Source organism: Nocardiopsis sp. LOL_012, assembly GCF_048060475.1.
GTDB lineage: Bacteria > Actinomycetota > Actinomycetes > Streptosporangiales > Streptosporangiaceae > Nocardiopsis.
This window is the reverse complement of record NZ_JBHMIV010000039.1, coordinates 1-25,552: the sequence shown is the minus strand read 5'-3', so window position 1 is coordinate 25,552 and position 25,552 is coordinate 1. Positions and strand designations below refer to the sequence as shown.

Here is a 25,552-nt window from a genome sequence, read left to right as displayed (position 1 = left end):
GAGCTCAGGACCGCTTCACGTAGGACCCCTGCGGGTCGCCCACGACCTTGCCGTCCGCCACGATCCGCGAGCCGCGCAGGAACACGTCGGTGACCGACGCGCCGATCTCGACGCCCTCGAAGGGGGAGTACTCCTGGGTGGACTCGGAGTCCTCCGCCCGCACCGTCCAGGGCGCGTCCGGGTCCAGCAGAGCGATGTCGGCGTCGTAGCCGGGCGCGATGGTGCCCTTGTCGCGCAGGCCGTAGCGCCGCGCCGGGTTCCACGACACCAGCCGCGCCACCGCCGCCTCGGGCAGGCCGCGGCGGCGGCCCTCGGAGAACAGGCCGGGCAGCAGGTACTCGGCCCCGCCGAAACCGGACTTGGACAGGAAGACGTCGTCGCGGTCGGCACCGAACTTCATCTCCTCCTTGCAGCAGGCGTGGTCGCTGACCACCCAGTCGACGTGCCCGGCCAGCAGGTGCTCCCACAATGCCTCGACGTCGGCGCGCGGGCGCAGCGGCGGGTTGACCTTGCCGCCCACCGGGTGCCCGGTGTCGATGTCGGTCAGCAGGTGGCCCAGGGTCACCTCGCGCCGGAAGTCGATGTGGGGGAAGGCCCCGGCCATGGTCATCGCCGCCTCCATGGCCCGGGCCGAGGACAGGTGCAGCAGGTTGATCGTGGGCAGGCCGGTGGCGTGCGCCAGGTAGGAGGCGATCGTGACCGCCAGCCCCTCCGAGTGCGGCGGTCGGGAGGCGCTGTAGGCGGCCAGGCCGCTCAGTTCGCCCTCCTCCTGCACCATCCGGGTGTAGGCGGACATGATCTCGGCCGTCTCGCAGTGCAGTGACAGCGACAGCCGGTCGGCGATCCCGGGGTGGCGCTCGCGCACCCCTTGCAGGGCGCGCATGACGAACTCGAAGTGGGCGATGTCGTAGCGCTCTCCGGGCGGGGTCATCAGGAACGACGACTGGTCGTCCGAGCGCCCGTGCAGGCCGTGGCCGCCGTAGAACATGAAGATCTTGAAGGAGGTCACGCCGAAGTCGTCGACCAGGGCGTCGAGCTCCTCCAGGTGGCTGCTCTGCATGGGCGCGACGTGGAACGCGTAGTCGATGTGGGCGCGCCCCCGGGCGAGGGCGAGCACCTCGGGGAAGAAGTCGGCGTAGTCGCCGCCCCTGTTCAGGTAGTACTGGCCGGTGCGGATGTAGGTCAGCCCCGTGGTCACCCCGCCCTGGGCGGCGGCGCGGCTCTCGGTGCGGGCGTCCACGTCCAGGGGGTTGTAGATGCCCCAGTGCTGGTGGGCGTCGACCGCGCCGGGGAAGGCGAGCCGGCCCCGCCCCTCGACGGTCTCGGGGGCGAGCGAGGCGTCGATGCCCGGGGCGACCCGCGCCACCCGGCCCCCGGCGACGGCGATGTCGCCCTCCTCCACCGTGTCGGTGTCGGGGCGTACTACCCGGACGTTCTTGATGATCGAGTCGAACTCGAACTCGGACATGCTGGTCACCTCTCAGGAACTCTGGGGTGCCGGGGCGCCGCCCCGGCAGTGGTCGGCGGCGAGGACGGCCAGGCCCAGGGCGGGCAGCAGTCCGTTGCCCGCCAGGTAGCCGCCCGCGCCGTGGCCGGAGATGCCGACGGCCGCGCCGCCGGAGGCGTACAGCCCCTCGACCGGGGAGCCGTCCTCGCGCAGCACCCGCGCGTGGCCGTCCACCGACAGCCCGCCCTGGGTGTGGAAGAGGGCGGGCCGCACGCGCACCGCGCGGTAGGGGGCGCGCAGCGGCGCCTCCCAGGAGGAGCGCCCGAACGCGTCGGGGGCGGCACCGGCCGCGCTGCGCTCGGCCAGCTCCAGGGTGCGCGCGAGCTCGTCGGCGGCCAGGCCGCAGGCGTCGGCGAGCCCGTCGGCGTCTGCGGCCGAGACCACCACGCCCTGCTCCACGGTGTCGCGGTAGTCGCCGAAGGCCAGGCACAGCTCGTGCACCCGCTCGTCGAAGACGATCCAGCCGGTGGCACCGGGCCGCGCGGCGAGGAGGGCGGCGTACTCCGAGTAGCCCACGGTCTCGTCGCCGAAGCGCCGTCCGCCGGTGTCGACCAGCACGCCTCCGTGCATGACCGTCGCCCACCCGACCAGGGTGTTCGCGCCGCAGGCCAGGGCCGCGTGCCCCTGGTAGGCGTCCAGGTAGCCGGTGGCCGCGCCCAGCCTCCCGCCGATGTCCAGGGCGTCGCCCCGGGAGTGCTCGCCGCCGTGGTAGACGGCGCCGGCGATCTCGGGCATCAGCTCGCGTACGGCGTCGCCGTCGGCGCCGTAGCCGTTGCAGGCCAGCAGCAGGGCGCGGGCGGGGATCTCCTCCTCGCTCCCGTCGGGGTAGCGGACGACGGCGGCGCGCACCCGCTCCCCGTTGGTGCGCGCGTCCACCAGGCGGGCCGGGGCGAGGAAGTCGATCCGCGGGTGGCGCCGCGCCCGGGACACCAGGTGGTCTAGCAGCTCCGCCCCGGTCCTGGAGGGGACGGTGTGGCAGCGCGTCACCGCGTGGCCGGGGTAGGAGATATCGGTGGCCAGCTCCAGGGGCAGGCCGAGGCCGTCGGCGAGCCAGGTGACGAGTTCTGCGCTGAAGGAGGTCAGGGCGCGTGCCACCACCGGGTCGGCCTCGCCGCGCGTCTTGGCCATGACGTCGGCGAGGAAGAGCTCGGGGGAGTCCGCCACCCCGGCCTGCCGCTGCCAGCGGCTCCCGGCGCCGGGGATCATCGCGGTGGACATGGAGGTGTTGTTGCCGCGGCGGAACGTCTCGCTGGACTCGACCACCAGGACGTCCAGTCCGGCCTCGGCGGCGCGCAGCGCGCCCGCCAGCCCCCCTCCGGCCCCGGCCACGACCAGGTCGACGGCGTCCTCCCGCGGCGGTTCGTCCCGGCTCACGGCCGCCCGCCCGGGTGCCGGTGCGGGACCTGTGCCGACGCGGCGGCCGGTCCGCCGATGGGTTCTCGCATGCCTCACCTTCCGGTGCTTGATCGGATCAGTGTTCCATTCAAAGGAACACAGTACTTTCGTTGACAGTGCCATCCGGGGGATGGGGTGTCAAGAGTCTTGTGTTGCGCCGGTTTATCACCTGTTTTGGGTGATTTTTCCGTGTCGTGTCATTGCGATTCAGCCTCTTCAGTGGAACTATGTTCCTTTAGATGGAACGAGCTGTGGGATGTGCCATCATGCCGCCCACCGCCCGCCACCCCCGCTTCGGCACCGCTGATCAACGAATGAGGACCGCCATGGTGAACGGCCCCGACACCGGCCACGCCGGACCGCCCCCCGCCGCCCCCGGAGCGCTCAACGACCTCGTCGTGCTGGACATCGCCACCCTGTTCGCCGGGCCCATGGCGGCCACCATGCTCGGCGACTTCGGCGCCGACGTGATCAAGGTCGAGCACCCCGACCGGGGCGACCCGGTGCGCACCCACGGCGCGGCCAAGAACGGCACCGGCCTGTGGTGGAAGATGCTCGGCCGCAACAAGAAGTCGGTCGGCCTCTACCTCGGCTCCGAGGACGGCCGCGAGGCCTTCAAGCAGATGGTCGCCGGGGCCGACGTCGTCATCGAGAACTTCCGCCCCGGCACCCTGGAACGCTGGGGCCTGGGCTACGACGTGCTCTCGCGGATCAACCCGCGCCTCATCCTCGCCCGCGTCACCGGATTCGGGCAGTTCGGCCCGTACGCCCACCGGCCGGGCTTTGGCACCCTCGCCGAGGCCATGAGCGGCTTCGCCGCCATCACCGGGGAGCCCGACGGCCCGCCCGTCCTGCCCCCCTTCGGCCTCGCCGACGGCATCGCCGCGCTCACCACCGCCTACGCCGTCATGACCGCCGTGCACGCCCGCACCCGCACCGGGCGCGGCCAGGTGATCGACCTGGCCATCACCGAACCCATCCTCACCGTCCTGGGCCCCCAGCCCACCGTCTACGACCAGCTCGGCACCGTCCAGGAACGCCTGGGCAACCGCTCCTCCAACAACGCCCCCCGCAACACCTACCGCACCGCCGACGGAAAGTGGGTGGCCGTCTCCACCAGCGCGCAGAGCATCGCCGAACGGGTGATGCGCCTGGTCGGGCGCCCCGAACTCATCGACGAGCCCTGGTTCGCCTCCGGTGCCGAACGCGCCCGGCACGCCGACGAACTCGACGAGGCGGTCGGCGGATGGATCGCCCTGCGCGACCGCGACGAGGTGGTCGCCGTCTTCGAGGAGGCCCAGGCCGCCGTCGCCCCCGTCTACGACGTCCGCGACGTCCTCCAGGACCCCCAGTTCCAGGCCCTGGACACCATCACCACCGTCGAGGACCCCGAACTGGGGCCGATCCGCATGCAGAACGTCCTCTTCCGCCTCTCCGAGACCCCCGGCGCCATTCGCACCACCGGCCCCGACCGGGGCGCCGACACCGCCGACGTGCTCAGCCGCTTCGGCGTCGACCCCGAACACATCGCCCGCCTCACCAAGGAGCACAGGTGAACCGCGCACCCGCGGACCGCCCGCCGCGCAGTTGGCTCTACGTGCCCGCCACCCGCCCCGACCGGGTCGCCAAGGCGCTCGCCGGACCGGCCGAGGCCGTCGTCGTCGACCTGGAGGACGCGGTCCCCGCCCACGCCAAGGAGCGCGCCCGCACCACCGTCCTCGACCTGGCCGAACACGCCCCGCGCCCCTTCCACGTGCGCGTCAACGACCTCGACGGCCCCTGGGGGGCGCGTGACCTGGAGGCCCTGGCCCGCGCGCCGCTGGCGGGCCTGCGCCTGCCCAAGGCGGAGACCGCCGACCAGGTGCGCCGCGCCGCCGACGCGCTCGCCGCCGGTCGGCCCCTCCCGCTGTACGTCCTGCTGGAGAGCGCCCTGGGCGTGGAGAACGCCTTCGCCGTCGCCACCGCCCACCCGGCCGTCGCCGGAATCTCCCTGGGCGAGGCCGACCTGCGCGCCAGCCTGCGCGCCACCGCCGACACCGCACTGGACTGGGCGCGCTCACGCGTGGTCAACGCCGCGCGCGCCGCGGGCCTGCCCAGCCCCGTCCAGAGCGTCCACACCGACATCGCCGACGAAAGCGGGCTGCGCGCCTCCAGCGAACGGGGCCGCGCCATGGGCTTCTTCGGCCGCTCGGTCATCCACCCCCGGCAGGTGCCCGCGGTCCATGCCGCCTACACGCCCGGCCCCCGCGAACACCGCGAGGCCGCCGAACTCCTGGCCGCCCTGGAGGACGCCCGGTCCCACGGCTCCAGCGCCTTCCTCACCCGCGACGGGCGCTTCGTCGACCCGGCCGTGGTCCACGCGGCCCGGGCCGTCCTCGCCTTCGCACCCGACACCCCCTCCGACACCGAGGAGAAGACCCCATGACAGACCCGCTCCTTGCGGCGGTCCGCGGCGGAGTCCGCACCATCGACCTCGCCCAGCCGCTGTTCACCGGCATGCCCTCCTCACCCAACCACCCCGGGTTCCGGATGACCCTCATCCGCCGCCACGGCGACATGGTGCGCCCCGACGGCGGCTCGGCCGCCAACGAACTCATCATCACCGGGGGGCACGTGGGCACCCACGTCGACGCCCTCTCCCACGTGTCGCACGAGGGCTGCCTGCACGGCGGCATCGACGCCGCCGAGGCCACCGTCAACGGCAGGTTCGCCCACCACGGCATCGACCGCATGGAACCGCTCGTCCGCCGCGGCGTCCTGCTCGACGTGGCCGCCGCCCACGGCGTCGAGTGCCTGGACCCCGGCTACGGGGTGAGCGCCGCAGACCTGGACAGGGCCGCCGCCCACGGTGGAGCCGAGCCCGGCCCCGGCGACGTCGCCCTCGTCCGCACCGGCTGGGCCACCCGCTTCCATGACGCCCCCGCCTACCTCGGCCAGGAGGACGGCGTCCCCGGCCCCACCGAGGAGGCCGGGCGCTGGCTGGCCGAGCGCGGCATCGCCGCCGCCGGAGCCGACACCACCGCCTTCGAGCAAATCCCGGCCGGAAAGGGCCACAGCGTCCTGCCCGTGCACCGGCTCCTTCTGGTGGAGCACGGCATCCACATCATCGAGCACATGAGGCTGGAGGACCTGGCCCGCGAGGGGGCCGGCGAGTTCGTGTTCGTGCTGAGCCCCCTGAAGATCGTCGGCGGCACCGGCTCGCCCGTGCGTCCCCTGGCGGTGGTGAGCGCATGAGCCCCGTCATCGTCACCGCGGCCCAGCGCGCCCACGCCGCCTACACCGCCGGGCTGCCCGCCCATCTGCGCACCGACGTCTCCCGCCGGGTGCTGGACCTGCTCGGCAACAGCCTGGCCGCCGCCGACCAGGAGCCCGCCCGCATCGCCGAGGCGGTGGCCACCGAGTGGGGAGGCCCCCCGGCGGCCACGTCCCTGGCCACCGGCGCGCGCTACCCCGCCCCCGCCGCCGCCCTGGTCAACGGCACCCTCGCCCACGCCCTGGACTTCGACGACACCCACCTGCCCTCGGTCCTGCACCCCTCCGCCCCCATCATCCCCGCCGCGCTGGCCAGCGCGCAGGCCCACGGGCGCTCCGGCGCCGGGCTGCTGGACGCCGCCGGCCTGGGCATCGAACTCGCCGTCCGCCTGGGCATGGCCGGATACGACGAGGACCTGGGCAACTCGGTCTTCTTCGAACGCGGCCTGCACGCCACCGCCATCTGCGGAGCCGTGGGGGCGGCCGTGGCCTCCGCCCTCCTCCAGGGGCTGGACGCGGTGGGCGTCGCCCACGCCGCCGGGATCGCGGCCAGCATGGGCTCGGGCCTCATCGAGGCCAACCGCACCGGCGGCACCATCAAACGGGTGCATTGCGGCTGGGCCGCGCACGCCGGGGTGTCCGCCGCCGACCTGGCCCGGCACGGCCTGACCGGGCCGCCCACCGTCGTGGAGGGACGCTTCGGGTTCCTGGAGGCGTTCTGCGGCGACGCCGGCCGCGCCCACCGTGTCACCGACGGGTTCACCGAGCAGTGGGAGCTGCCCGGCATCTTCTTCAAGCCCTACCCCTGCAACCACTTCACGCACGCCGGGGTGGACGCCGCCCTGCGGCTGCGCGCGCAGGGCCTGCGCGCCGACCAGGTCGCCGGACTCGAACTGGGCGTGCCCACGGCGGTACTGCGCACCATCGGCGAGCCCGCCGCGGAGAAGGCCAACCCCCGCTCCGGCTACCATGCCGCCTTCAGCGGCCCCTACACCGTCGCCGCCGCGCTCTCCGGCGGCGGCGGACTGGGGCTCTTCCACGAGGACTTCACCGACCGGGCCGCCGCCGACCCCGGCCGCCTGGCCCTGGCCGCCCGGGTCCGGTGCGTGCCCGACGCCGAGTGCGACCGGATCTTCCCCCGCCAGTTCCCCGCCGTCCTCACCGCCGTCCTGCACGACGGGACCACGCGGCAGGCCCGCGTCACGGCCAACCGGGGCGGCCCCGGCAACCCCCTCTCCGCCGAGGAGCTGGAGACCAAGTTCCGCCTCAACGCGCTCCGGCGCGTGGCCGAACCCGACCGCGTCGTGGCCCGGGTACGGGAGCTGGCCGGGGCGCCGTCCGTGGAGGGCCTGTGCTCCGAACTGGCCGAGGCGGCGACGGTCCCGGCCCTGTGACACCGCCCGTCCGGCCGCCGCCCGGGAGGCGGCCGGACGGACCGCTCAGTCGTCCAGGAAGCGGTACCCGAACTGGGCCAGGCGCGCGTGCGCCCGCTCCATCTGCTCGGCGGAGAACAGCGGCGCGTACTCCGACCGCAGCACCAGCGCCTCCACCGTCAGGTCCATCCGCCCCCGCTCCCACAGGTTCGCGAACCCGTCGGAGACCGCCGGGGCGTCGAGCAGCTTGCGTGCGGTCTCCATCGGACCCAGGTCGGAGAGCATCCCCAGGAACGAGGAGGCCGTGTAGCCCGCCTCGGACTTGGCCCGCTCGTACAGCGACAGCATCGCCCTGCCGAAGTCGGTGGTCTCGGGGCCCGGCTGGGCCGACGGTTCGGCCGACTCGTCCTCGGCGAAGGACACAGCGGTGTAGACCCCGACAGGTCCTGCTCGGTCCGCTCCACCGAGCCCACCGACGTGAACACCTCGTACCCCAGCTCCTGCAACCGCGGCAGGTCCGCCTCCTCGGGGTCCAGCTCCAGCACCGCCGTCCCCGGTCAGGAAGAAAACGTTGCCGATCGCGTCCGCCATGGACCCGATCGTGGAGCCCGAATGTGCGTGATCTTGCTACCAGTGCAGGCGTCGCCTACCTGAGCTGCGCTGGTAGCAAGATCACGTGTTCATGGGCCGGGGGAGGAGCGGTCAGGCGTCCTTGGCGGTGTCGATGAAGGACCGCCATTCACCTGCACCGAAGAAGAGCGCGCCCAGCTCGCGGTGCCTGGTGTCCCGGACCCCGGTGACCGGCCCTTCGGCCACCTCGACGCAGTCAGAGGATGTCCCGCTGTAGCTGGACTTGAACCAGTGCGGGGTCTGCGGCTGCATGGCTTACTCCTTCTCCAAGGCCGACATCACCACGCCTTCGGGGAACAGGTTCGCGCACCACACCGTCACCCTGCCCTCGGCCGCGGTGTCGGTGCGCAGTCCGGCCTCGGCGCGCCCGAGTCCCAACGGTGCGATGTCGTCGAGTGCCCGGGTGAGATCCTCGATCGCCTCACCGTGTCCGAGCCGCGCCAGGCAGTGGCCCCGCCAGCGCGGGAGACGGATGTGGTCCGACATAAGGAAGGTGGCGAGGGGGCGTCCGGCTGCGGCGGTAGAAGCACGAAGGCGCGTTCCAGGGCGGAGGACCTCCCGCTCCTGGCTGAGAGGGGCGCGCACCTCCCTTCTGCGGCCCACAGCCACGAATCCAGCGCTGCTGCCGCCTGACCGGCATCGAGGTTCGTCCTGGGGCGAAGCTCGGCGCGCAATCTCGCCCTGGGGCGAACCTCGAAGAACCGCCGCTGCGCCGCCGTTCCCGGCACGCACCGAGGGGGCGGGTCCCGCGGGACCCGCCCCCTTCCGGCCTGATGCGCTCCGTGCCGCACCCGTCACGCACCGACTGGTCGGTATGCCTCGGGGCCACGGGACCCTCGGCGGCGAAGCGGACCGGGTGGCCGTCCGGCCCCGAAGCGCCTACGAGGACAGGACCGACTTGGCGACGATCATCTTCATGACCTCGGACGTGCCGCCGTAGATCCGGTTCACGCGGTTGTCGGCGTACAGGCGCGCGATCGGGTACTCGTTCATGTACCCGTAGCCGCCGTGCAACTGGAGGCAGCGGTCGATCACCCGGTGGGCGACCTCGGTGCAGAAGAGCTTGGCCGACGCGGCCTCGGCGGGGGTCAGCTCGCCGGCGTCGAGCGCCTCCAGGGCGCGGTCGACGACCGCCTCGGCAGCGTCCACCTCGGACTGGCAGGCGGCCAGCTCGAACTTCGTGTTCTGGAACGAGGCCACCGTCTTGCCGAAGACGGTCCGCTCCTGCACGTACTCCTTGGTGAAGCCGATCGCGGCCTTGGCCTGCGCGTAGGAGCCGTAGGCGATGCCCCAGCGCTCCGAGGGCAGGTTCTGGCCCAGGTAGGAGAAGCCCTTGTTCTCCTCGCCGAGCAGGTCCTCGGCCGGGACGCGGATGTCGCTGAAGGCCAGCTCGGCGGTGTCGGAGGTGCGCAGGCCGAGCTTGTCCAGCTTGCGGCCCACCGAGTAGCCCTCCGACGAGGCGTCGACCGCGAACAGGGAGATACCGAAGCGGCGGTCGTCCTCCTTGGGCGGGCTGGTGCGGGCGCAGACGATCACGCGGTCGGCGTGGAAGCCGCCGGTGATGAAGGTCTTCGCGCCGTTGAGGATGTAGTGGTCGCCGTCGCGCTTGGCGGTGGTCTTCATCCCGGCCAGGTCGGAGCCGGTGCCCGGCTCGGTCATGGCCAGCGCCCACATCTCCTCGCCGGTCACGAACTTGGGCAGGTAGCGCTGCTTCTGCTCCTCGGTGGCCAGCATCTTGATGTAGGGCAGGGCGAGCAGCACGTGGACGCCCGAGCCGCCGAAGCTCACCCCGGCGCGGGTGGTCTCCTCGTACTGGATCGCCTCGAACTTGTGCGTCTCCAGGCCGGCGCCGCCGTACTCCTCGGGGACGTTGATCCCGAACACGCCCAGCTCACCGAGCTTGGAGTACAGCTCGCGCGGGACCAGGCCCTCCTCGAACCAGTCCTGGTAGTACGGCGTGACCTCGGATTCGATGAAGGACCGCAGTGTGTCGCGGTAGGCCTCGTGGTCTTTGTCGAAGACTGTGCGGCGCAAGTCCGTTCCTCTCACATGGCACGGAAGGCCCCCTGAAGAGCCACCGAATATTATTCGTTGTCCAAATACAGTACAAAGCCCCTCGAAGCGGACTGACACCCGCCCACCAGGCAGGTGATAGCACCGATACCCCGGGGGTCAGGACGGCGGGGCGGCGAACCGTGCCGGACGCCGCTCGCGGAAGGCCGCGATCCCTTCGCGCAGGTCCCCGCGGCGGGCCGCCTCCCCGTCCCAGTGCCGGACCAGATCGGGGGTGAGCGCGCCCGCGCCGATCGCGTCGACCAGGCTCTTGGCCGCGTGCACGCTCACCTGGGACCGCGAGCCTACGGTGTCGGCGAGCGCCGTGACGCGGTGGGCGAGGTCGGCCTCCGGCACCACCTCGTCGAGCAGGCCGACGCGCAGTGCCTCATCGGAGCCGAGCAGTTCGGCCGTGAACAGCAGGCGTTTCGCGGTGGACGGCCCGGCCAGGGCCACGACCCGCCGCAGCGACGAGGCGGGGTAGACCACGCCGAGCTTGGCGGCCGGGATGCCGATGCGGGTGCGCGGGGTGCCCACACGCAGGTCGCAGGCGGTGGCGAGCAGGCAGCCGCCGCCCACGCACAGGCCGTCGACCATGGCGATGGTGGGCTTGGGGAAGGCCGTCAGCGCCTCCCCGGCGGCCTCGGCCAGCCGGTCGTCGAGCACCCGCTGCCCGGCGGCTTCGGTGTCGGCGGCATCGGCCGTGAGCTCGGTGATGTCGGCGCCCGCGCAGAAGTCCGTCCCTTCCCCGGTCAGGACCACCACGCGCACGTCCGGGTCCTTCGCCAGGCCCTCCAGCAGCCGGGGCAGCAGGCCCCACATGTGTGCGGTCATGGCGTTCTTGCGCCGTGGGTGGTCGATGCGCAGCGTGGCGGTGGTGCCGCTGGTGTTCAGGTGGACGGTGGGTGCGGTGGTCATGGCTGGCTCTCTCGGGACGGGAACGCACCGGTGGGGTCCGGATGGCCCCATGCTCCCGTACGGCGGCGGAGGCAGGGCACGGTGTCCCGGTGGGTCGGGCCGTTCGGCGGGTTCCTTCGTCAGCGGACGGTCCACAGGCGTGCGGTCCCGTCGGGACGATCCGCCCTCCAACCCCACCCGCGTCGGGACGGCCCACAGGCGTGCGGTCCTGTCGCCGCAGACGGTGGCGGGGGCGGTGCCGCCGGGGCCGAAGCACACCGAGCGCACCCGGTTGTCATGGCCGGTGAGGGACGGGAGGTCGGATACCGCCGGCCTCCTTGTCCAGTGCGGCCACGGGGGTCCGAGGGGAGCTTCTCCGGGGCGCGGGGCCGGTGGCGGCACCACGATCGCGCTCCGGTTCCGGACCTCAAGTGTCGCGGAAAGCGGTGAGGTCCACTTCGGGGGCGTCCGTGTACACCACGCCCCGTTCCGGCGGGATGGGCTCACCCGAGGCGGCGTCCGTGCAGTGGGCGTCGAACATCTCGGCCTCGCTGAGCGGTTCCAGCCGGTGTTCGGCCGCGCTCCAGCCGCGGACGAGCTTGACGGGGACCTCCGCCCCGTTGTCCAGGACGCGTGAGACCTCGTCGGTGAAGCTGCGCAGGACCACGGCGGCGAGTGTGCCCTCGGTGAGGGCGTCGCACAGCCGTTCCACCACCCGGGGGTGTTCCACGTCGATGCGGTCCTTGTGCGCTTCGACCGCGGTGGACATCGCGTAGCGGGTGTGCACGGTGAGGATGTGGCGGCTGCCGGGCAGGTCGTTCACGAGGGCGGACAGCAGGGCGTGGGCGTGAGCGGAGAGCATGCTCCGATTATGGGGCCGCCGGGGCGACCCGAGCGGGTTGTCCACAGGCCCGATCCCCGATGCCCCGGGCCTTCGAGGGACGCCAGGACGGCACCGGAGGCGGCGGACGGCCGGTGGTGTGTCCCTGACCGGCTTCGGGAGCACCGAGGTCCGTCGTCTCCTCCCGTCCGTACCCGACCGTGGCGCGGCCATGACGTCTGTCATCTCCAAGCAGTGAGGATCGCGGGGCGAACCGGTGTGAACCGGCACTTCTGCGATACCGCCGCCTTGATTAGCGTGAGGGCATGAACCACGACGAACACGGCTTTCCCTCCGAGCCGCCGCCGACCGGCCAGCCGGCCCCCGCCGCCGCGTCCTGGCCGCCGCCCCCGTACCCGCCGCCGCCCAGACGCGGACCGCTCCCGATCCCGGCGGGCGTGCCCTACCACCGCGTCCTGGCCGGGGAGGAGCGCCGGATCTGGCGGGGCATCGCCGCGCTCGCGCTCCTGCTGGGCGGGATGCTCCTCTTCAGCATCGGGCTCAGCGTCGTCGCTCTCCTCATCGACCTGCTGCTCGGCAGGCAGGACAGCATGATGCTGGGCGGAACCGGGTTCACCCCCGCGCTCCAGGCGGCCAGCATGGCCTCGCTCGCCCTGCTCATCCCCTGGAGCATGCTCGTCCAGCGCTGGCTCTACGGGGTGAGGGGTGCCTCGCTGCACTCGGTTCGTTCGCTCCTGCGGCCCGAGGTGCTCGTGCGGTCCTTCATGGTCATCCTCCCCCTCTGGACGGTGTACCTGACCGCCTTCACCTTCCTCTCCCCGGTGGAGGAGTCGGAGTGGCCGCTCGCCGACCTGTTCTGGATGTTCGCCATCACCGTCCTGCTGGTGCCGCTCCAGTCCGCCGGTGAGGAGTACGGTCTGCGCGGGCTCGCCTTCCGGGTCGCCGCGAGCTGGGGAAGGGGGCCGCGCACCGCGCTCGTCCTCGGCGTGGCCGTGTCGAGTCTGCTGTTCATGGTGGTCCACTTCGCGCTCGACCCGTGGCTCAACGTCTACTACTTCACCTTCGGCGCCACCCTGGCCCTCATCACCTGGCGCACCGGCGGACTGGAGACGGCCATCGTCATCCACGCCGTCAACAACACCCTCGCGTTCCTCCTGGTCATCGTCACGCACTCCGACCTGGCTGCCGGGTTCGACCGGTCGGTGGGTACCGGATCACCGATCATGCTCGTGCCCTGCGTGCTCCTCATCGCGGCCACCGCCGTGGTGTGGGCGCGCACCCGCGGGAGCGGGTCGGCCCTGACCCCCTCGGAGCCGTCCGCCGAGCGGGTCCCGGCGATGGAACGGAACGCGTGAGCGGCGGGGCCCGGCGTACCCTGATCGGTGCGTGGGAGTCCGACGAACCCGGGGAGGTGCGATGTCCCGGACCGAGTACTACGACGACCCGTCCGCCCCGGTCCCCAACACCTGGGGGGTCGGGGCGAGCGCGGCCGTTCTCGACGATCAGGGTCGGCTGCTGTTGCAGCGGCGGGCGGACAACGGGCTGTGGGCGATGCCCGGCGGGGCGATGGAGATGGACGAGAGCCTGCCCGAGGCGGCGGTGCGCGAGACGCGGGAGGAGACGGGGTACGAGGTGGAGGTGACGGGGCTGGTGGGCACCTACACCGACCCCCGGTACGTCGCCGCCTACGGCGACGGCGAGGTGCGCCGCCAGTTCAACGTGTGCTTCCGGGCGCGGGTGGTCGGGGGCGCGCTGGCGGTGAGCGAGGAGTCCTACGAGGTGGCCTGGTTCGCCCCGGAGGAGGTGGCGGACCTGCCGATGCACCGCACGCAGCGGCTGCGCGTGGAGCACGCCCTGGGGAAGGGCGAGCCCCACCTGGGATGACGGGTGTTCCGGGGCGTGACACGGCCGGGTGAGCCGGTGTGGTGCCGGGGCCCTCACCGAAGGGCCATTCATCAAAGGGATTGCTTCGGGGGTTCATGGTTTTTGCGGTGGTGAGCAGGGATTTCTTGTGGAAGGGAATTGAATGCGAAGGTCAGAGCATTCAAAGTGATCTGAGCCATATGTGGTGGAAGGTGGGGGTGCCCGAAGGCGCCCACCTTCCCTTCACACAGGTCGCACGCGCCTGCGTTTCACCTCCGCGCGGCGGCGTCGCGGGCGCGGCGGACCAGCCAGCGGAACAGCGAGAGGTCCTCGCCCATCTCCGGGTGCCACTGCACGCCGAGCACGTTGAACCGGTCGGTGTACTCGATCGCCTCCACCGTCCCGTCGTCGGCCCAGGCCGTGGCCCGCACTTCCTCGCCCGGCTCGGCCAGGGACTGGTGGTGGTAGGTCGCCACCTCCACAGCGGTCCCGCCCAGGAGGTCGGCGGTCCGGGAGAACTCGGCCACGGTCACCGCGTGCGTACCGAACACCCCTGGCTCCTCGCGGTGCCCGTGGTGGCCCACCAGGTCGGGCAGGTGCTGGTTGAGCGTGCCGCCGCGCACCACGTTGAGCAGTTGCATCCCCCTGCACACGCCCAGCACCGGCAGCCCGCGCTCCAGCGCCGCCTCCAGCAGTTCGATCTCGGCGGTGTCACGCGCGCCGCGCACGCCGGCGGTGCGCGGGTCGGTCGGGGCGCCGTAGCGGCCGGGGTCGATGTCGCCGCCGCCGGCCAGGAGGAGGCCGTCGAGTCGCTCCACCGCCCCGGCCGCACCCGCCACGGGGGGAAGGAGCACCGGCAGGCCGCCGGCTTCGGCCACCCGGTCGGTGTAGGCCTGCGGCAGCAGGACGGCGGGCAGGTCCCAATCGCCCCACCGCGCCCGCTCGGTGTAGGCGGATATCCCGATCACGGGCCGCATCGGTCCCCCCTCGCGTTCTCCGACTACCTGCCCCTCGGGGAGGCGGTTACGCGTGTCGGGCCCCGCGCGTGTCGGCCGACGCACCGGCGCCGGAACCGCCACGCCGCGGAACCCGGTACCGGCTACGGCCGGGCCCGGACACGGACGCCACACGCTGAGGGCGGGGTCGGGACGGAGCGGACCACGGTGGCGCAGGACCACGGCCGGACCGGGTGCTCCGGAGGGCCGGCGAGACGGTACGCCGCGAGGACGCCGGTCAGGTCCCCTGCCGGTGGTGGTGCGCGCGGTCCTGATCGAACCTTACAATTCGGGCATGGAGACCCCCACTCCCCTCTCACCCCCTCCCTTCGTGCTCGAAGGCCGTTACCGTTGCGACGAGGGCGTGCGGCTGGACGAGGGAACCGTGCTGTACGAGGCCTACGACTTCGACACGGGCACGCGGGTCCGTGTCGAGGCCGACGAGGCGGACCGGCATGACCGGGACGCCCTCGCCGCGCGCGTGTCCGCGCTGCGGGGCCTGCGCCACCCCATGGTGGTGGAGGTCGTCGACCACTGGGCCGACGACGACCGCACGCTGACGGTCACCGGCCCCGTGGAGGGCCACCCGCTCTCCCACATCGTCGGCGAGCGCTTCCAGGAGCGGGTCTCCCGCAGGGACGCCCTCGACCTGGTCGACGCCCTGCTGTCGGCGCTGGAGGAGTTCCACGAGCGGGGCCTGGCCCACGGCGCGGTCGGCCCCGAGACGGTCTACCTCTCCGACGACGGCGTGGTGCGCCTGCTGCCCGTCGCGGCCCAGGCCACCGCCGATCCCCGAGAGGACGTGCGGGCGGTGGGGGAGCTGCTGTGCGTCATGATCACCGGACTGGGGGTCGAGGAGGGGAAGAAGGAACTCGCCGAGGCCGGCGGGGAGTACGCCCTGCTCGTGGCCAAGGCGACCATCGACGACCCCGAACACCGCCCGGTCGACGCCGCGCACTACCGCGGGCTGGTCACGCGGATGCGCGACCGCCTGCCCTCGGCCCCCGCACGGCACGCCGCCGACACGAGCCCGATCACCGTACCCATCCGGGCCGCTGTGCCTGCTCCGGTGCGTGACCGGCGGCGCCCGATCCTGCTCTGGTCGGCCGCCGGTGCGGCGGTCCTCGTCATGGCCGCCCTCCTGGTCTGGGTGCTCATCCCCCGGTCCGACACCGAAGTGGCGGCGGTGGCCGCCTCCGGCGGGGCGGAGATGCCCGAACTGGTCGGCCTGCCCCCCGGCGAGGCCACCGCGCTGCTGAACGGCCTGCCGGTGGACCTGGAGGTCCTCTACGCCGAGGTCCGCGACGACGCGGTCGAAGCGGGCCTGGTCGCGGCCTCCGACCCCGGTGTGGGGGCGGCCCTGGAGGAGGGCGACCAGGTGACGCTCTCGGTCTCCGCCGGACCCGCCACCGTGGAGATGCCCGACCTGATCGGCCAGGACGAGGAGGCCGCCCTGGCGGAGCTGGCGGAACTCGGGTTCGCCGATGTCGAGGTCGTCCAGCGGCCCTCCGGCGGCGAGCCCGCCGGCACGGTCCTGGCGACCGACCCCGAGGCCGGTCTGACGGTGCCCTACGACGACACCGCCACCGTCACCGTCAGTCAGGGCATCAGCCTCCCCGACGTGGTGGGCCTGACCGAGGAGGACGCCCGCGCGACCCTCTCCGGTCTGGGGTTCACCGTGGAGGTGGTCACGGAGGAGGGGTCCGAGCGCCCCGAAGGGGAGGTCGCCGTCCAGACCCCGACCGCGGGCTCCGTCGTGGAGGCCGGGTCCAGCGTGGTCCTGGCGGTCTCGCCCGGAACCGGGGACGAGGACGGCGGGGAGAGCGACCAGGAGACGGAGCCCGGCCCCGGGGACCAGGACGACGACGGCCCGGGCAACGGCAACGGCGGCGGCAGGCCGGACGAGGAGGAGTCCGAGGAGCCCGAGCCGCGGCCCGACCCCTGCGACGCGCAACCCTGGTCTCCGCACACCACCTACCCCCACGGAGCGCGGGTGGTCCACGAGGGCAGGGCCTACGAGTCCGTGTGGTGGAACCAGGGCCAGTCCCCCGAGGACTCCCACCGCTGGGGTCCCTGGTGGGAGATCGCCCGGTGCTGACCGCCCGCGCGCTGTGCCCCGTCCCTGTGAACCGGACGGGGGCGGAGCGCGTCCCATCAGGGAGCCGGTGCTCCCCACCGGCCCCGCCCCCGCGTGCCCGGCCCAGCCGAACCGCGGCAGGGCGGACGAGACCGCGGCGGCGGACACCCCCCGACGCCCGCGGCGCAAGGCTCTGAGCACGCCTGACGTGCGCCGCCGCGTTCCCCACAACACCGCACACCCGGAAGAGGAACCACCCGATGCCGAGATCCCCACGCCACCCCTCACCCGCTCTTAAGGGAGCGAGCGCGGGTACGGCCGCGCTGCTGGCCTTCGCCCTGGCCGCGCCCGGCACCGCCGCCGCGGACACCTCCGAGACGGCCAACCCGCTGGAGGGCAACCGCGGCTTCCTGGTGGTCGTCGAGGGCGACGCCGAGCTGGCCGGAAACGAGTCCGAGGGCCCGATCGCCGTCGGCGGCGACCTCACCTTCGGCCCCTACAACATCGCGGCCCACACCACTGGCACCTACACGGCCGACGGCGACGACCGGCCCTCCGCGCTCGTGGTCAACGGGTCGGTGGACCTCGGTGGCAGCGAGGGCGAACTCAAGGTGCTCCAGAACGGTTACGTGAAGGTGGGCGAGACCGCCGGCACCGAGATCAGCACCACCGACAGCAACGACGCTCAGGTGAACACCGTGGTCTCCGCCCCCGGCGCCCGTGAGTCCAACCCCCGGATCACCCTGACCACCAGGCAGAGCGAGGAGTCGGTCACGTCCGAGGCCTTCGACGTGGCCGCGCTCTTCCCCGCCTACCGGGACCGCGCCGAGGCCCTGTCCTCGTGCGAGAACACCGTCGTGCCGCTGGGCACCGGCGACGGCGAGCCGGCCTCGCCGCCCTTCGGCTCGGGCGCCAACGTGACCCTGCCGCTGGAGGCGGGCGCCAACGTCTGGAACGTCGATGCCGAGGACCTGGCGGACCTTGAGGTCATCACCTTCGACGACAAGCCCTCCGCCGACTCCCCGCTGCTGGTCAACGTCGACACCTCCGGCGTGGACGGGGAGTTCGAGTGGTCCACCCCCAACATGGCGGGGATCGGGCTGGAGGACGCCCGGTACATCCTCTTCAACTTCGGCGACGCCGAGCTGGTCACCTTCACCTCCGACAGCCGCACCCTCGAAGGCACGGTGTTCGCCCCTGGCGCCGAGGTGAACTGGCTGTCGGCCAGCAACATCCAGGGCGCCGTCGTGGCGGCCTCCTTCGGGCACGGCTCCCTGACGGCGGGCATCACCAACAACGGCGAGCTGCACAACGGCGACTTCGCCGGTGAGCTGCCCGTCTGCGGCGGTGGCGACGAGCCCACCGACGGGCCGTCCGACGCCCCCAGCGAGGACCCGTCGGAGGAGCCGTCCGAGAACCCCTCGGAGGAGCCCAGCGACCCGCAGAGCCCGTCGGAGAGCCCCTCCGACCCGGCCTCTCCCGAACCCACCGAGCCCGATGAGGGCGGCCTGCCCGTCACCGGCTCCAACCTGGCGGCGCTGGTGGTCGTCGCGGTGGTGCTGGTGGGCGCCGGTGCGGCCGCGTTCGTGCTGGGTCGGCGCCGCAAGGCCTGACCGCTCCCCGAGCGCTGAGAGCGCGGGCCCGGCCACGTGTGCGGCCGGGCCCGTCGTCGTCGGTGACGCCGGCCCGAGGACGTTCCCGGTTCCTTCTCCGGCGGGCGAGGGGGCACACCGCCGCAAGGCGCGTACTGGGGAAGGCCCGGTAGGAAGCGCACGCCCCCGCGCGGCGCGCAAGGCCGGGTCGGCGGGCACGAACGCGAGCGCCGGTCCCACCATGGCGACCGGCCGGGGTCCGAGGTTCGCCTCAAGGCGAACCTCGGACCCCGGGTTCTCCCTGGGGCGAACCTCGGCGGCAGGGCGTGTGAGCGCGGAGAGAGCATGCTTCGAGTATGCGCCCGCCGAGGCGGCCGGGCCGGGTTGTCCACAGGCCCGCCCCGGCCGCTTCTAGCGCACGGGTTCCAGGTCCTCGGGCAGCAGCGTCGTGAAGTCCTCCATCTCCGCCGCCCCGAAGTCCACGAGCCGCCCCGCCTGCCGGGTGATCATCCGCTCCAGCACCTGGCGCGCGTAGCGGGCGTTGCCGAAGTTGGCGTCGCGCGGCACCGAGGCGAAGTGTGCGGCGAGCGCCGCCGAGGTGTCGGGTCCGCACGTGTAGCCCGAGCCGTCCGCCATGCGCTCCACGATCGTGACCAGCTCGGCATCGGAGTAGTCGGGGAACTCCACCCGGTGGTTGAACCGCGAGGCCAGGCCCGGGTTGGAGTCCAGGAAGCGCTGCATCTCCCGGGTGTAGCCGGCGACGATGACGACGACCTCGTCGCGGTGGTCCTCCATGAGCTTGACCAGCGTGTCGATCGCCTCCTGGCCGAAGTCCGACCCGCTGGAGTTCTTGGGCGCCAGAGCGTAGGCCTCGTCGACGAACAGCACACCGCCCCTGGCCCGCTCGAACACCTCCATGGTCAACTGGGCCGTGTGCCCCACGTAGCGGCCCACGAGGTCGCCGCGGGCCGCCTCCACGACCTGGCCGCCGGGAAGGACGCCCAGCGCGTGCAGGAGCCGCCCGTACAGCCGCGCCACCGTCGTCTTACCGGTACCGGGGGGGCCGGCGAACACCAGGTGGTGGCTCATCGGCGCCACCGGAAGGCCCATGGCCCGGCGCCGCTCCGACATCACCAGCAGGTTGGCCAGGTCGTTCACCGTCTCCTTGACCTCGCGCAGACCGATCATCGCGTTCAGCTCCTCCCGGAGCTCGGCGACGTCGTCGGCGGGGGAGGAGGGCTCGGCCGCCCTCTCGATCTCCGGACCCAGGTCGGCAGGCATCAGGCGGGCCATCGCGGCGGGGTCGTCGAGGCCGTCGCCACCCAGCCGGAAGGCCTGCCGGTCGATCATCGACTCGAAGATCTTGCGCGCCTCGCGGCCGTTGCCGAACGCCGGGCCCTTGGGCACCTGGTCGAAGTGGGAGCGCAGCACCTCCACGGTGGCCTCGTCCATCGTGTAGCTGTTGGAGTCGCACAGGCGGCGGACGATCTCCACGAGTTCGTCCACGGTGTAGTTCTCGAACTCGATGGTCTTGCTGAACCGTGAGGCCAGACCGGGGTTGGCGGACAGGAAATCCGCCATGTCGGCGGTGTAGCCGGCCACGATGACGACGACCTCGTCGCGGTGGTCCTCCATGAGCTTGACCAGCGTGTCGATGGCCTCCTTGCCGAAGTCGGGGCCTCCGCCGCCGCCCTTGCCGGTGGAGAGCGTGTAGGCCTCGTCGACGAACAGCACGCCGCCCTTGGCCTGCTCGAACACCTCGGTGGTCTTGATGGCCGTCCCGCCCACGTACTGCGACACCAGGTCGGCGCGCGCCACCTCCACCACGTGTCCGTAGCGCAGCACGTCCAGTTCGGCGAGGATCTGCCCGTACAGCCGCGCCACCGTGGTCTTGCCGGTACCGGGGGCGCCGCCGAACACCAGGTGGCGGCTCATGGGCGGAGTGGGCAGACCCATCTCGGCCCGCCGCTTGGCCATCTGGTTGCGCTTGACGAGCGTCTTGACCTCGTGCTTGACGTTGCCGAGCCCGACCAGCGCCTCCAGGTCCGCCATCGGCCCCGTCGAGTCGGAGGCCCCGCCGTCGCCGGCGTCCTCGGCGGGGCCGTTCACCGACTCGGGAAGCGGGGTGCCCGCCTCGTCCCCGTAGGCGTCCGGGGCGCCGTTGCCGTGGCTCAGCAGCTCCTCGGCGCGCACCCGCTCGCTTTGCACGGTCTGGCGCAGCCCCGAACGCGCGTTGTCGCGTACTGAGCAGTCCTCCAGCAGCACGTCCTCCCGGGAGTGGACCAGGACACCGTCCCCGCGGTTGCCGAAGACCTCGCACCGGCGCAGCGAGGCGGTCGCTCCGGCGGCCACCAGCACACCGTTGCGCCGCCCGTCGTAGATCCGGGCGCGCAGCACTGATGCCTCACCGCCGTTCTGGACGGACACCCCGTCGCCGGCGCACGCCGAGATGTCGCAGTCGCGCAGTTCGGCTTTGGCCCCCGGACCCACGGTGACGCCGGCGTCCCGGCTCTCCCGGATCTGCAGCCCGCTGAGCGTCGGACGCGAGGTGCCGGTCACGGACACGGCGGCCTTGCCGGTCCGCTCCAGAGTCACGTCCTCCAGGCGCCCGTGGCCCTCGCCGACGAACTCCACCCCCTGCCCCCTGGTGTCGGTGACGGCCACACCGCGCAGGAAGGGCGCGCAGTCCTCCACGACCACGCCCGGCCCCGCGCTCCCGGTGAACAGACCCCGGTCGAACTCGGCCGTGCTCCCGCCGCTCAGCCGTACCCCGGTGCCGCCGCGTACGGTGAGGCCGATGAACGCGGTGGCCGCCCCGTCCCCACCGAGCACCGAGGCGCTCTTGGCGTCGACCACATCGCACTCGGTGAACTGGCCCCGAGCCTTGCCGTACAGGTCGATCCCGGTCCCCTCCGGGCGGGCCACGGTGACGCGGTACATCTGCGGGTCGGATCCGCTGTGCACGGCCACACCGCGGCCCCCCACGTCCTCGAACACGCAGTCCTCGACCACCGGACGGGCCCGGCTGGAGACCGTCAGGCCGTCGCCGTCGGTGTGGTGCACGCGGGTACCGCGCAGGCTCGTGGCCGCGTCACCCTCCAGGGCGATCGCGGGCTTCTTGGTGTCGGAGACGTCGCAGTCCTCGATGACTCCGGCGGCCTGCCCGCTCGCGAAGACGCCGTTGCCGCCCGCGCCGCGCAGGGTGCACGAGCGGACCGTGGGGTGGCCCTGCTCGCCGATGACGAGCGCGCTGGTGCCGACCTCCTCGATCACGCAGTCCTCGATGACGCTCGTTCCCTCGGAGGTGACGACCACCCCCGCACCCTCCGTGCAGGTCACCCGGCTCTCGCGCATGGCCAGCGCGCCGGTGCCCCGTACTGACACGGCTGTCCACGCGGCACCGTCCACCTCGCAGTCGGCCATCTCCACCTGGCCGGCCGGGATGTCCACGACCGGTGCGTCCTTGTCGCGGCCGCGCAGGATGATGCCGGAGAGCTTGACCGCCTCGGCGGCGGAGGCCACCACGCTCTTGGAGCCGGAGAGGATCTCCACACTGCCCCGTCCGTCGCGCGCCACCAGCGTGACCACCTTGAGCAGGATGAGGCTCTCGGTGTATCGGCCGGGGGCGATGGTGATGAGCGCGCCGCTGGAGGCCTCCTCCACCGCGTCGGCGATCGTCCTGTGGGCGTCCGGTTCCCCGGGGGCGACGGTGAGCAGTTGCCTGGCCATCGGTGACTTTCCGTTCTCGACTGCCGGTCCGCAGGGACGGACCGGCGGGGGGCGTCGGGCGGGGCCGCGAAACGGCCCCGCCCCGTGCTGGCGCGTGTCAGGAGCAGGTGGTGCGCACCACGGAGGCGGCCACGTGCGACCGCGTGTGCTCCTGGTCGGCGAAGGCGTCCGCGCCGGTGTTGGTGAGCTGGACGGTGAACTCCTCCGTCGGTGAGGTGAACCCGGTGACCTGCACCCACATGCCGCGCAGTTCCGATTGCGTCAAACCGAAGTAGGCGATCGGGTCGCCCTCGGGCAGCGGGCCGGAGTAGATCTCGTAGAACGCCTCGGACTCGGCGAGCCACAGCGGGCTCTCGTCCTCGGGGACGTGCACGTAGATCTCACAGGTCGCGTCCGGGCGACCGGGGGAGAAGGACCAGTACGCGTACTGCCACTGGTCGTGCTGGTCAGTGCTTCCCGACACCGGGATCGCCTCATAGGAGCCGTCGCAGCCCTCCAGCGCGTACCCGCCGGGGCGGGTGGCCCAGCTCGCGGTGCCCTCGGCGCTGTCCCAGCGGCCCGACCGGCCGTAGGCGGCCCCTTCGGCGGGCAGGCAGCCGGGGCCGGTGATGGCGGAGAACGGCTCCGGAGCCGCGGCGGTAGCGGTGGCGGCCTCTCCGTTCGACTCCACGGCGTCCTCCAGGATGGACCCGCCGCCCCCGTCGGCGCCGGGCGCGGCCTGGGACGCGTCGGCCGCCGACCCCTCCTGCTGGGGCGCGGCGTCGGCCGGTTCCTGCTCCGCGTCCTGGTCGGCCGTGTCCGATCCGGCCGTGTCCTCCTCTGGAGCCGAGGCGGCTGCGGGCTCCTCACCGGAGGCCGTGTCCTCGGCGGCCCCCTCGGTGTCGGTGCCATCCTCCTGCGGCCCGGCGGTGCCGCCTCCCTCGGCGGCGGCCGGGTCCGCCCCCTCCCCGTCGGTCTCCTGGACTGGGCCCTCCTCCGCGGCCGGTTCCTCCGCGCCGTCCTCCGCAGCGGCGGGCACCGGGTCACCGTCGGGGTCGGCGTCCCCACCCGCGCCCTCGGGCTCGGGGTCTGCGGCCGGTGTGTCGGCGTCCCCTTCCTGCGGCTCCTCGACGGCGGCGCCCCCGCCGTCCTCACCCGCGGCGCCGAAGCCCTCCGGAAGCTCGGGCCCGACGAAGTCGGTGTCCCGGGGCAGGGGCTCGGGGACGTAGCCGGGATCGTCGGCACCCGGAAGTTCGGCGGCCTCCGTGCCGGAGCCCCCTTCGCCCTCGCCCGCGGCGCCCCCCGACGAGGTGTCGCCTCCGGTTTGCCCGTCGGCGGTTCCGGCGCCCTCACCCGCCTCCTCCGGTGCCCGGCCGTCCGCGGCGACCTCGGCGGGGGCGTCCGCGGTCCCGTCCGGGGCCGAGCCCTGGGCCGTGCCCCCACCCATGAGGCCCCCTTGCGACAGGGGCACCGACTGCAGGGACAGCTCCTGCGTCCCCGCGGTGAAGGCGAACGGGGCGACGACCAGTAGCAGTCCGCCGATGGCGGCCCCGGCCAGCAGCGGCTTGCCCGGCCGGTCCAGCGCGGGTTCGGCCGGGGCGGCCTCCCCCACCGGAGTGACGACGGAGCCCAGGTCGGTGCGGGGAGGGGCCGACCGGCCCTCCCCGGGGGGCGTCTCGGGGAGGGCATCCGCGCCTGGGACCGCCTCCGCGGCGCCCGGCACGGCGGACGGCGGGGCGGTCTCTCCAGGGGCCGGTGCGCCGGAGAGGGCGGACGCGAACTCGGCGGCTGAGGCCTGCCGGTGCGGCGGCCCCTCCGGGGACCGGGGATCGGGGCTCATCACGGCTCCTTTCGGGGACGCGGTGCACGGGACACGGGAAGGTCGGGGGTCACCGGCGGCCGCCCGAACCGTCCGCTCCGCCGTTGAGGTCCGGGGAACCGCTGTCGGCGACCTTCACGTTCTCGTCCTCGGCGGCGTCCAGGTTCCACGCCGTCCCCAGGAGTTGGTCCGCGGTCTGCGCGGTGGCCTCGACCAGGTAGGACAGATATGTGTCGAACGCCTTCTCCAGTTCGGGGAAGACCTTGTCGTAGTCCTTGGCGAAGCTGTCGCCTTCGAGGTTCACGTCGCCCCAGGGCGTGTTCGGGCCCTCCCAGGCCTGTCGGGCCTGCCTGTAATCCTTATGGAGTCCGGCGGCGAACTGGGCGGCCTCGTAGATCTCGACGCTGTCGCGGCCCACGCCCTCGGGCAGGGCGGAGAGGTGTTCGCTACTCACTGGCGGATGTCCCTTCACTCGTGGTGGGGCTGGGTGCTACTGCGGGGGCAGGGGGAGGCCCATGCGTTCGAACATGGCCCGGGTATCGAAGTTGCCCTTCATCGCCTCGTGCGCGTCCAGCCCTTCGGGCATGAGGGGCTTGTACAGTTCGGCGACCCGGTCGGACATCTTGTCTCGGGCCCGGTTGATCACGTCCACGATGGCGTCGGCCAGTTCGGCCGGGGCCATGTCGCGGTAGTTCTGGTTGTGGAACTTCAGCTCGACGAGTTCACCCCTCCCGTTGACCTTCGCCCCCACCAGCCTGTTCTTTGCCACGACCTCCTCTGTTGCCGATTCCAGGTTTGCGTTTGCGCGATCGACCTCCGCCAGCGTCTTGTGAAGTCGTGCCAGTTCGTGTTCCGTCGACTCCATGTTCCAGGGGTCCATGTGTCGCTCCCTTCTTGGGCCCTCCGGGGGAGGGCCGTCCCAGTACTGTTCGCTGCTCGGCGGCCGTTCCCCAGACACGTTCGTCCTCGGAGAGCCAGGTGGAGCGCTGGCGCTCCCGGTCCTGGCCGCCCTGGCCGCCCATGCCGCCCATGGGGGGCATCATGGGCGGCATCATCCCCATACCGGGGGCGCCGCCGAAGGCGGAGTTGGCGCCCGCCGTTCCAAGGCCTCCGGTGCTCCCAGGCGTCTGGCCCTCGCCCTGCACCGATCCGTCGGTGCCGAGCACGTTCGTGCCGCCGTAGTTGAGGCCGAAGGGGTCGGATCCCCCCGGCTGTGAGATCTGGTCGCTGCCTGCGGTGGCCGTGAACCCGTCGGTGAGGGGCTCGCCGGTGACGGGGTCGACCGGGTAGGGCAGGCCGGTGACGGGGTCGACCACGTAGGGCTCCCCGGTGACGGGGTTGAGGGGGGGTTCCGTCCCACCGCCGGTAGCGAAGTCGGTGGGCAGGCCCGGGACGTCCACCCCGCCGCCCAGGTCGAAGTCGGTGGGCAGGCCTGGGACGTCCACCCCCTCGCCGAGGTCCTCGAACTGCGCCCACTCCTCCGGGGTGAGGGGTTCTCCGGTGGTGGGGTCGATGGGGAGGACTTGGCCGGTGTCGGGGTCGTAGGTGATG

At 72.9% G+C, this 25,552-nt stretch carries 20 protein-coding genes and 2 pseudogenes; 8 read left to right on the top strand and 14 right to left on the bottom strand.

Annotation, left to right across the window (positions count from 1 at the left end):
• Window positions 1–4 precede the first annotated feature (4 nt).
• Both ACFHWE_RS20410 and ACFHWE_RS20405 read right to left on the bottom strand, forming a co-directional pair.
• Window positions 5–1,468: a dihydroorotase gene (locus ACFHWE_RS20410; protein WP_416603320.1), complete on the bottom strand. Its 1,464-nt coding sequence runs from the start codon at window positions 1,466–1,468 to the stop codon at window positions 5–7.
• A 12-nt stretch (window positions 1,469–1,480) separates the two neighbouring features.
• On the bottom strand, window positions 1,481–2,881 hold the full coding sequence (locus ACFHWE_RS20405) for an FAD-binding protein (protein WP_416603318.1): 1,401 nt from the start codon (window positions 2,879–2,881) through the stop codon (window positions 1,481–1,483).
• 347 nt (window positions 2,882–3,228) lie between these two features.
• On the opposite strand from ACFHWE_RS20405, the gene ACFHWE_RS20400 reads away from it, so the two are divergent.
• From ACFHWE_RS20400 to ACFHWE_RS20385, 4 genes are read left to right on the top strand one after another with little or no spacing between them, the layout of a single operon-like run.
• Window positions 3,229–4,458, top strand: a complete 1,230-nt coding sequence (locus ACFHWE_RS20400; RefSeq protein WP_416603317.1) for a CaiB/BaiF CoA transferase family protein — start codon at window positions 3,229–3,231, stop codon at window positions 4,456–4,458.
• Window positions 4,455–5,327 carry an HpcH/HpaI aldolase/citrate lyase family protein gene (locus tag ACFHWE_RS20395; protein WP_416603316.1) on the top strand — a complete coding sequence of 291 codons (873 nt, stop codon included), beginning with the start codon at window positions 4,455–4,457 and terminating at the stop codon, window positions 5,325–5,327. Before ACFHWE_RS20400 ends, ACFHWE_RS20395 begins: the two co-directional genes overlap by 4 nt.
• Window positions 5,324–6,136, top strand: a complete 813-nt coding sequence (locus ACFHWE_RS20390) for a cyclase family protein (RefSeq protein WP_416603315.1) — start codon at window positions 5,324–5,326, stop codon at window positions 6,134–6,136. Before ACFHWE_RS20395 ends, ACFHWE_RS20390 begins: the two co-directional genes overlap by 4 nt.
• Window positions 6,133–7,548, top strand: coding sequence for an MmgE/PrpD family protein (locus ACFHWE_RS20385; protein ID WP_416603314.1), 1,416 nt, complete (start codon window positions 6,133–6,135; stop codon window positions 7,546–7,548). Before ACFHWE_RS20390 ends, ACFHWE_RS20385 begins: the two co-directional genes overlap by 4 nt.
• 45 nt (window positions 7,549–7,593) lie before the next feature.
• On the opposite strand, the pseudogene ACFHWE_RS20380 reads toward ACFHWE_RS20385, so the two are convergent.
• From ACFHWE_RS20380 to ACFHWE_RS20355, 6 genes and pseudogenes are all read right to left on the bottom strand, one after another.
• Window positions 7,594–8,072: pseudogene (locus tag ACFHWE_RS20380) on the bottom strand (hypothetical protein); the annotation flags it as partial.
• A 157-nt stretch (window positions 8,073–8,229) separates the two neighbouring features.
• The gene (locus ACFHWE_RS20375) at window positions 8,230–8,409 is read right to left on the bottom strand and encodes a DUF397 domain-containing protein (RefSeq protein WP_416603313.1); all 180 of its coding nucleotides are present in this window, start codon (window positions 8,407–8,409) and stop codon (window positions 8,230–8,232) included.
• 3 nt (window positions 8,410–8,412) lie between these two features.
• On the bottom strand, window positions 8,413–8,643 hold the full coding sequence (locus tag ACFHWE_RS20370) for a hypothetical protein (protein WP_416603311.1): 231 nt from the start codon (window positions 8,641–8,643) through the stop codon (window positions 8,413–8,415).
• Window positions 8,644–9,036: 393 nt separating this feature from the next.
• Window positions 9,037–10,191 (bottom strand): acyl-CoA dehydrogenase family protein, encoded by a 1,155-nt coding sequence (locus tag ACFHWE_RS20365; protein ID WP_416603310.1) that lies wholly within the window; start codon window positions 10,189–10,191, stop codon window positions 9,037–9,039.
• 138 nt (window positions 10,192–10,329) lie between these two features.
• The gene (locus ACFHWE_RS20360) at window positions 10,330–11,127 is read right to left on the bottom strand and encodes an enoyl-CoA hydratase/isomerase family protein (protein ID WP_416603309.1); all 798 of its coding nucleotides are present in this window, start codon (window positions 11,125–11,127) and stop codon (window positions 10,330–10,332) included.
• 406 nt (window positions 11,128–11,533) lie between these two features.
• Complete coding sequence (locus ACFHWE_RS20355) at window positions 11,534–11,968, bottom strand: hypothetical protein (RefSeq protein ID WP_416603308.1); 435 nt, start codon at window positions 11,966–11,968, stop codon at window positions 11,534–11,536.
• A gap of 284 nt (window positions 11,969–12,252) precedes the next feature.
• Here ACFHWE_RS20355 and ACFHWE_RS20350 point away from each other — a divergent pair, with 284 nt between their 5' ends.
• On the top strand, window positions 12,253–13,302 hold the full coding sequence (locus ACFHWE_RS20350) for a CPBP family intramembrane glutamic endopeptidase (RefSeq protein WP_416603307.1): 1,050 nt from the start codon (window positions 12,253–12,255) through the stop codon (window positions 13,300–13,302).
• A 61-nt stretch (window positions 13,303–13,363) separates the two neighbouring features.
• On the top strand, window positions 13,364–13,831 hold the full coding sequence (locus ACFHWE_RS20345; protein WP_416603306.1) for an NUDIX hydrolase: 468 nt from the start codon (window positions 13,364–13,366) through the stop codon (window positions 13,829–13,831).
• A gap of 248 nt (window positions 13,832–14,079) precedes the next feature.
• Here the strand turns inward: ACFHWE_RS20345 and ACFHWE_RS20340 are convergent, their stop codons facing one another.
• Window positions 14,080–14,787, bottom strand: a complete 708-nt coding sequence (locus ACFHWE_RS20340; RefSeq protein WP_416603305.1) for a gamma-glutamyl-gamma-aminobutyrate hydrolase family protein — start codon at window positions 14,785–14,787, stop codon at window positions 14,080–14,082.
• Window positions 14,788–15,100: 313 nt separating this feature from the next.
• Here ACFHWE_RS20340 and ACFHWE_RS20335 point away from each other — a divergent pair, with 313 nt between their 5' ends.
• Both ACFHWE_RS20335 and ACFHWE_RS20330 read left to right on the top strand, forming a co-directional pair.
• Complete coding sequence (locus ACFHWE_RS20335) at window positions 15,101–16,903, top strand: PASTA domain-containing protein (RefSeq protein ID WP_416603304.1); 1,803 nt, start codon at window positions 15,101–15,103, stop codon at window positions 16,901–16,903.
• A gap of 239 nt (window positions 16,904–17,142) precedes the next feature.
• A complete protein-coding gene (locus ACFHWE_RS20330) occupies window positions 17,143–18,495 on the top strand; it encodes a collagen-binding domain-containing protein (protein WP_416603303.1) in 1,353 nt (450 codons plus the stop codon).
• 390 nt (window positions 18,496–18,885) lie between these two features.
• On the opposite strand, the gene ACFHWE_RS20325 is transcribed toward ACFHWE_RS20330, so the two are convergent.
• From ACFHWE_RS20325 to ACFHWE_RS20305, 5 genes and pseudogenes are all read right to left on the bottom strand, one after another.
• Window positions 18,886–22,203 carry a right-handed parallel beta-helix repeat-containing protein gene (locus tag ACFHWE_RS20325; RefSeq protein WP_416603301.1) on the bottom strand — a complete coding sequence of 1,106 codons (3,318 nt, stop codon included), beginning with the start codon at window positions 22,201–22,203 and terminating at the stop codon, window positions 18,886–18,888.
• Between the two features lie 97 nt (window positions 22,204–22,300).
• The gene (locus tag ACFHWE_RS20320) at window positions 22,301–24,022 is read right to left on the bottom strand and encodes a hypothetical protein (protein WP_416603300.1); all 1,722 of its coding nucleotides are present in this window, start codon (window positions 24,020–24,022) and stop codon (window positions 22,301–22,303) included.
• Between the two features lie 49 nt (window positions 24,023–24,071).
• Entirely contained in the window at window positions 24,072–24,455 is a 384-nt protein-coding gene (locus ACFHWE_RS20315; RefSeq protein WP_416603298.1) for a hypothetical protein, read from the bottom strand.
• 36 nt (window positions 24,456–24,491) lie between these two features.
• Entirely contained in the window at window positions 24,492–24,794 is a 303-nt protein-coding gene (locus ACFHWE_RS20310) for a YbaB/EbfC family nucleoid-associated protein (protein WP_416603353.1), read from the bottom strand.
• Window positions 24,724–25,552 (bottom strand): annotated as a pseudogene (locus ACFHWE_RS20305) (hypothetical protein); the annotation flags it as partial. The gene ACFHWE_RS20310 and the pseudogene ACFHWE_RS20305, both read right to left, overlap by 71 nt.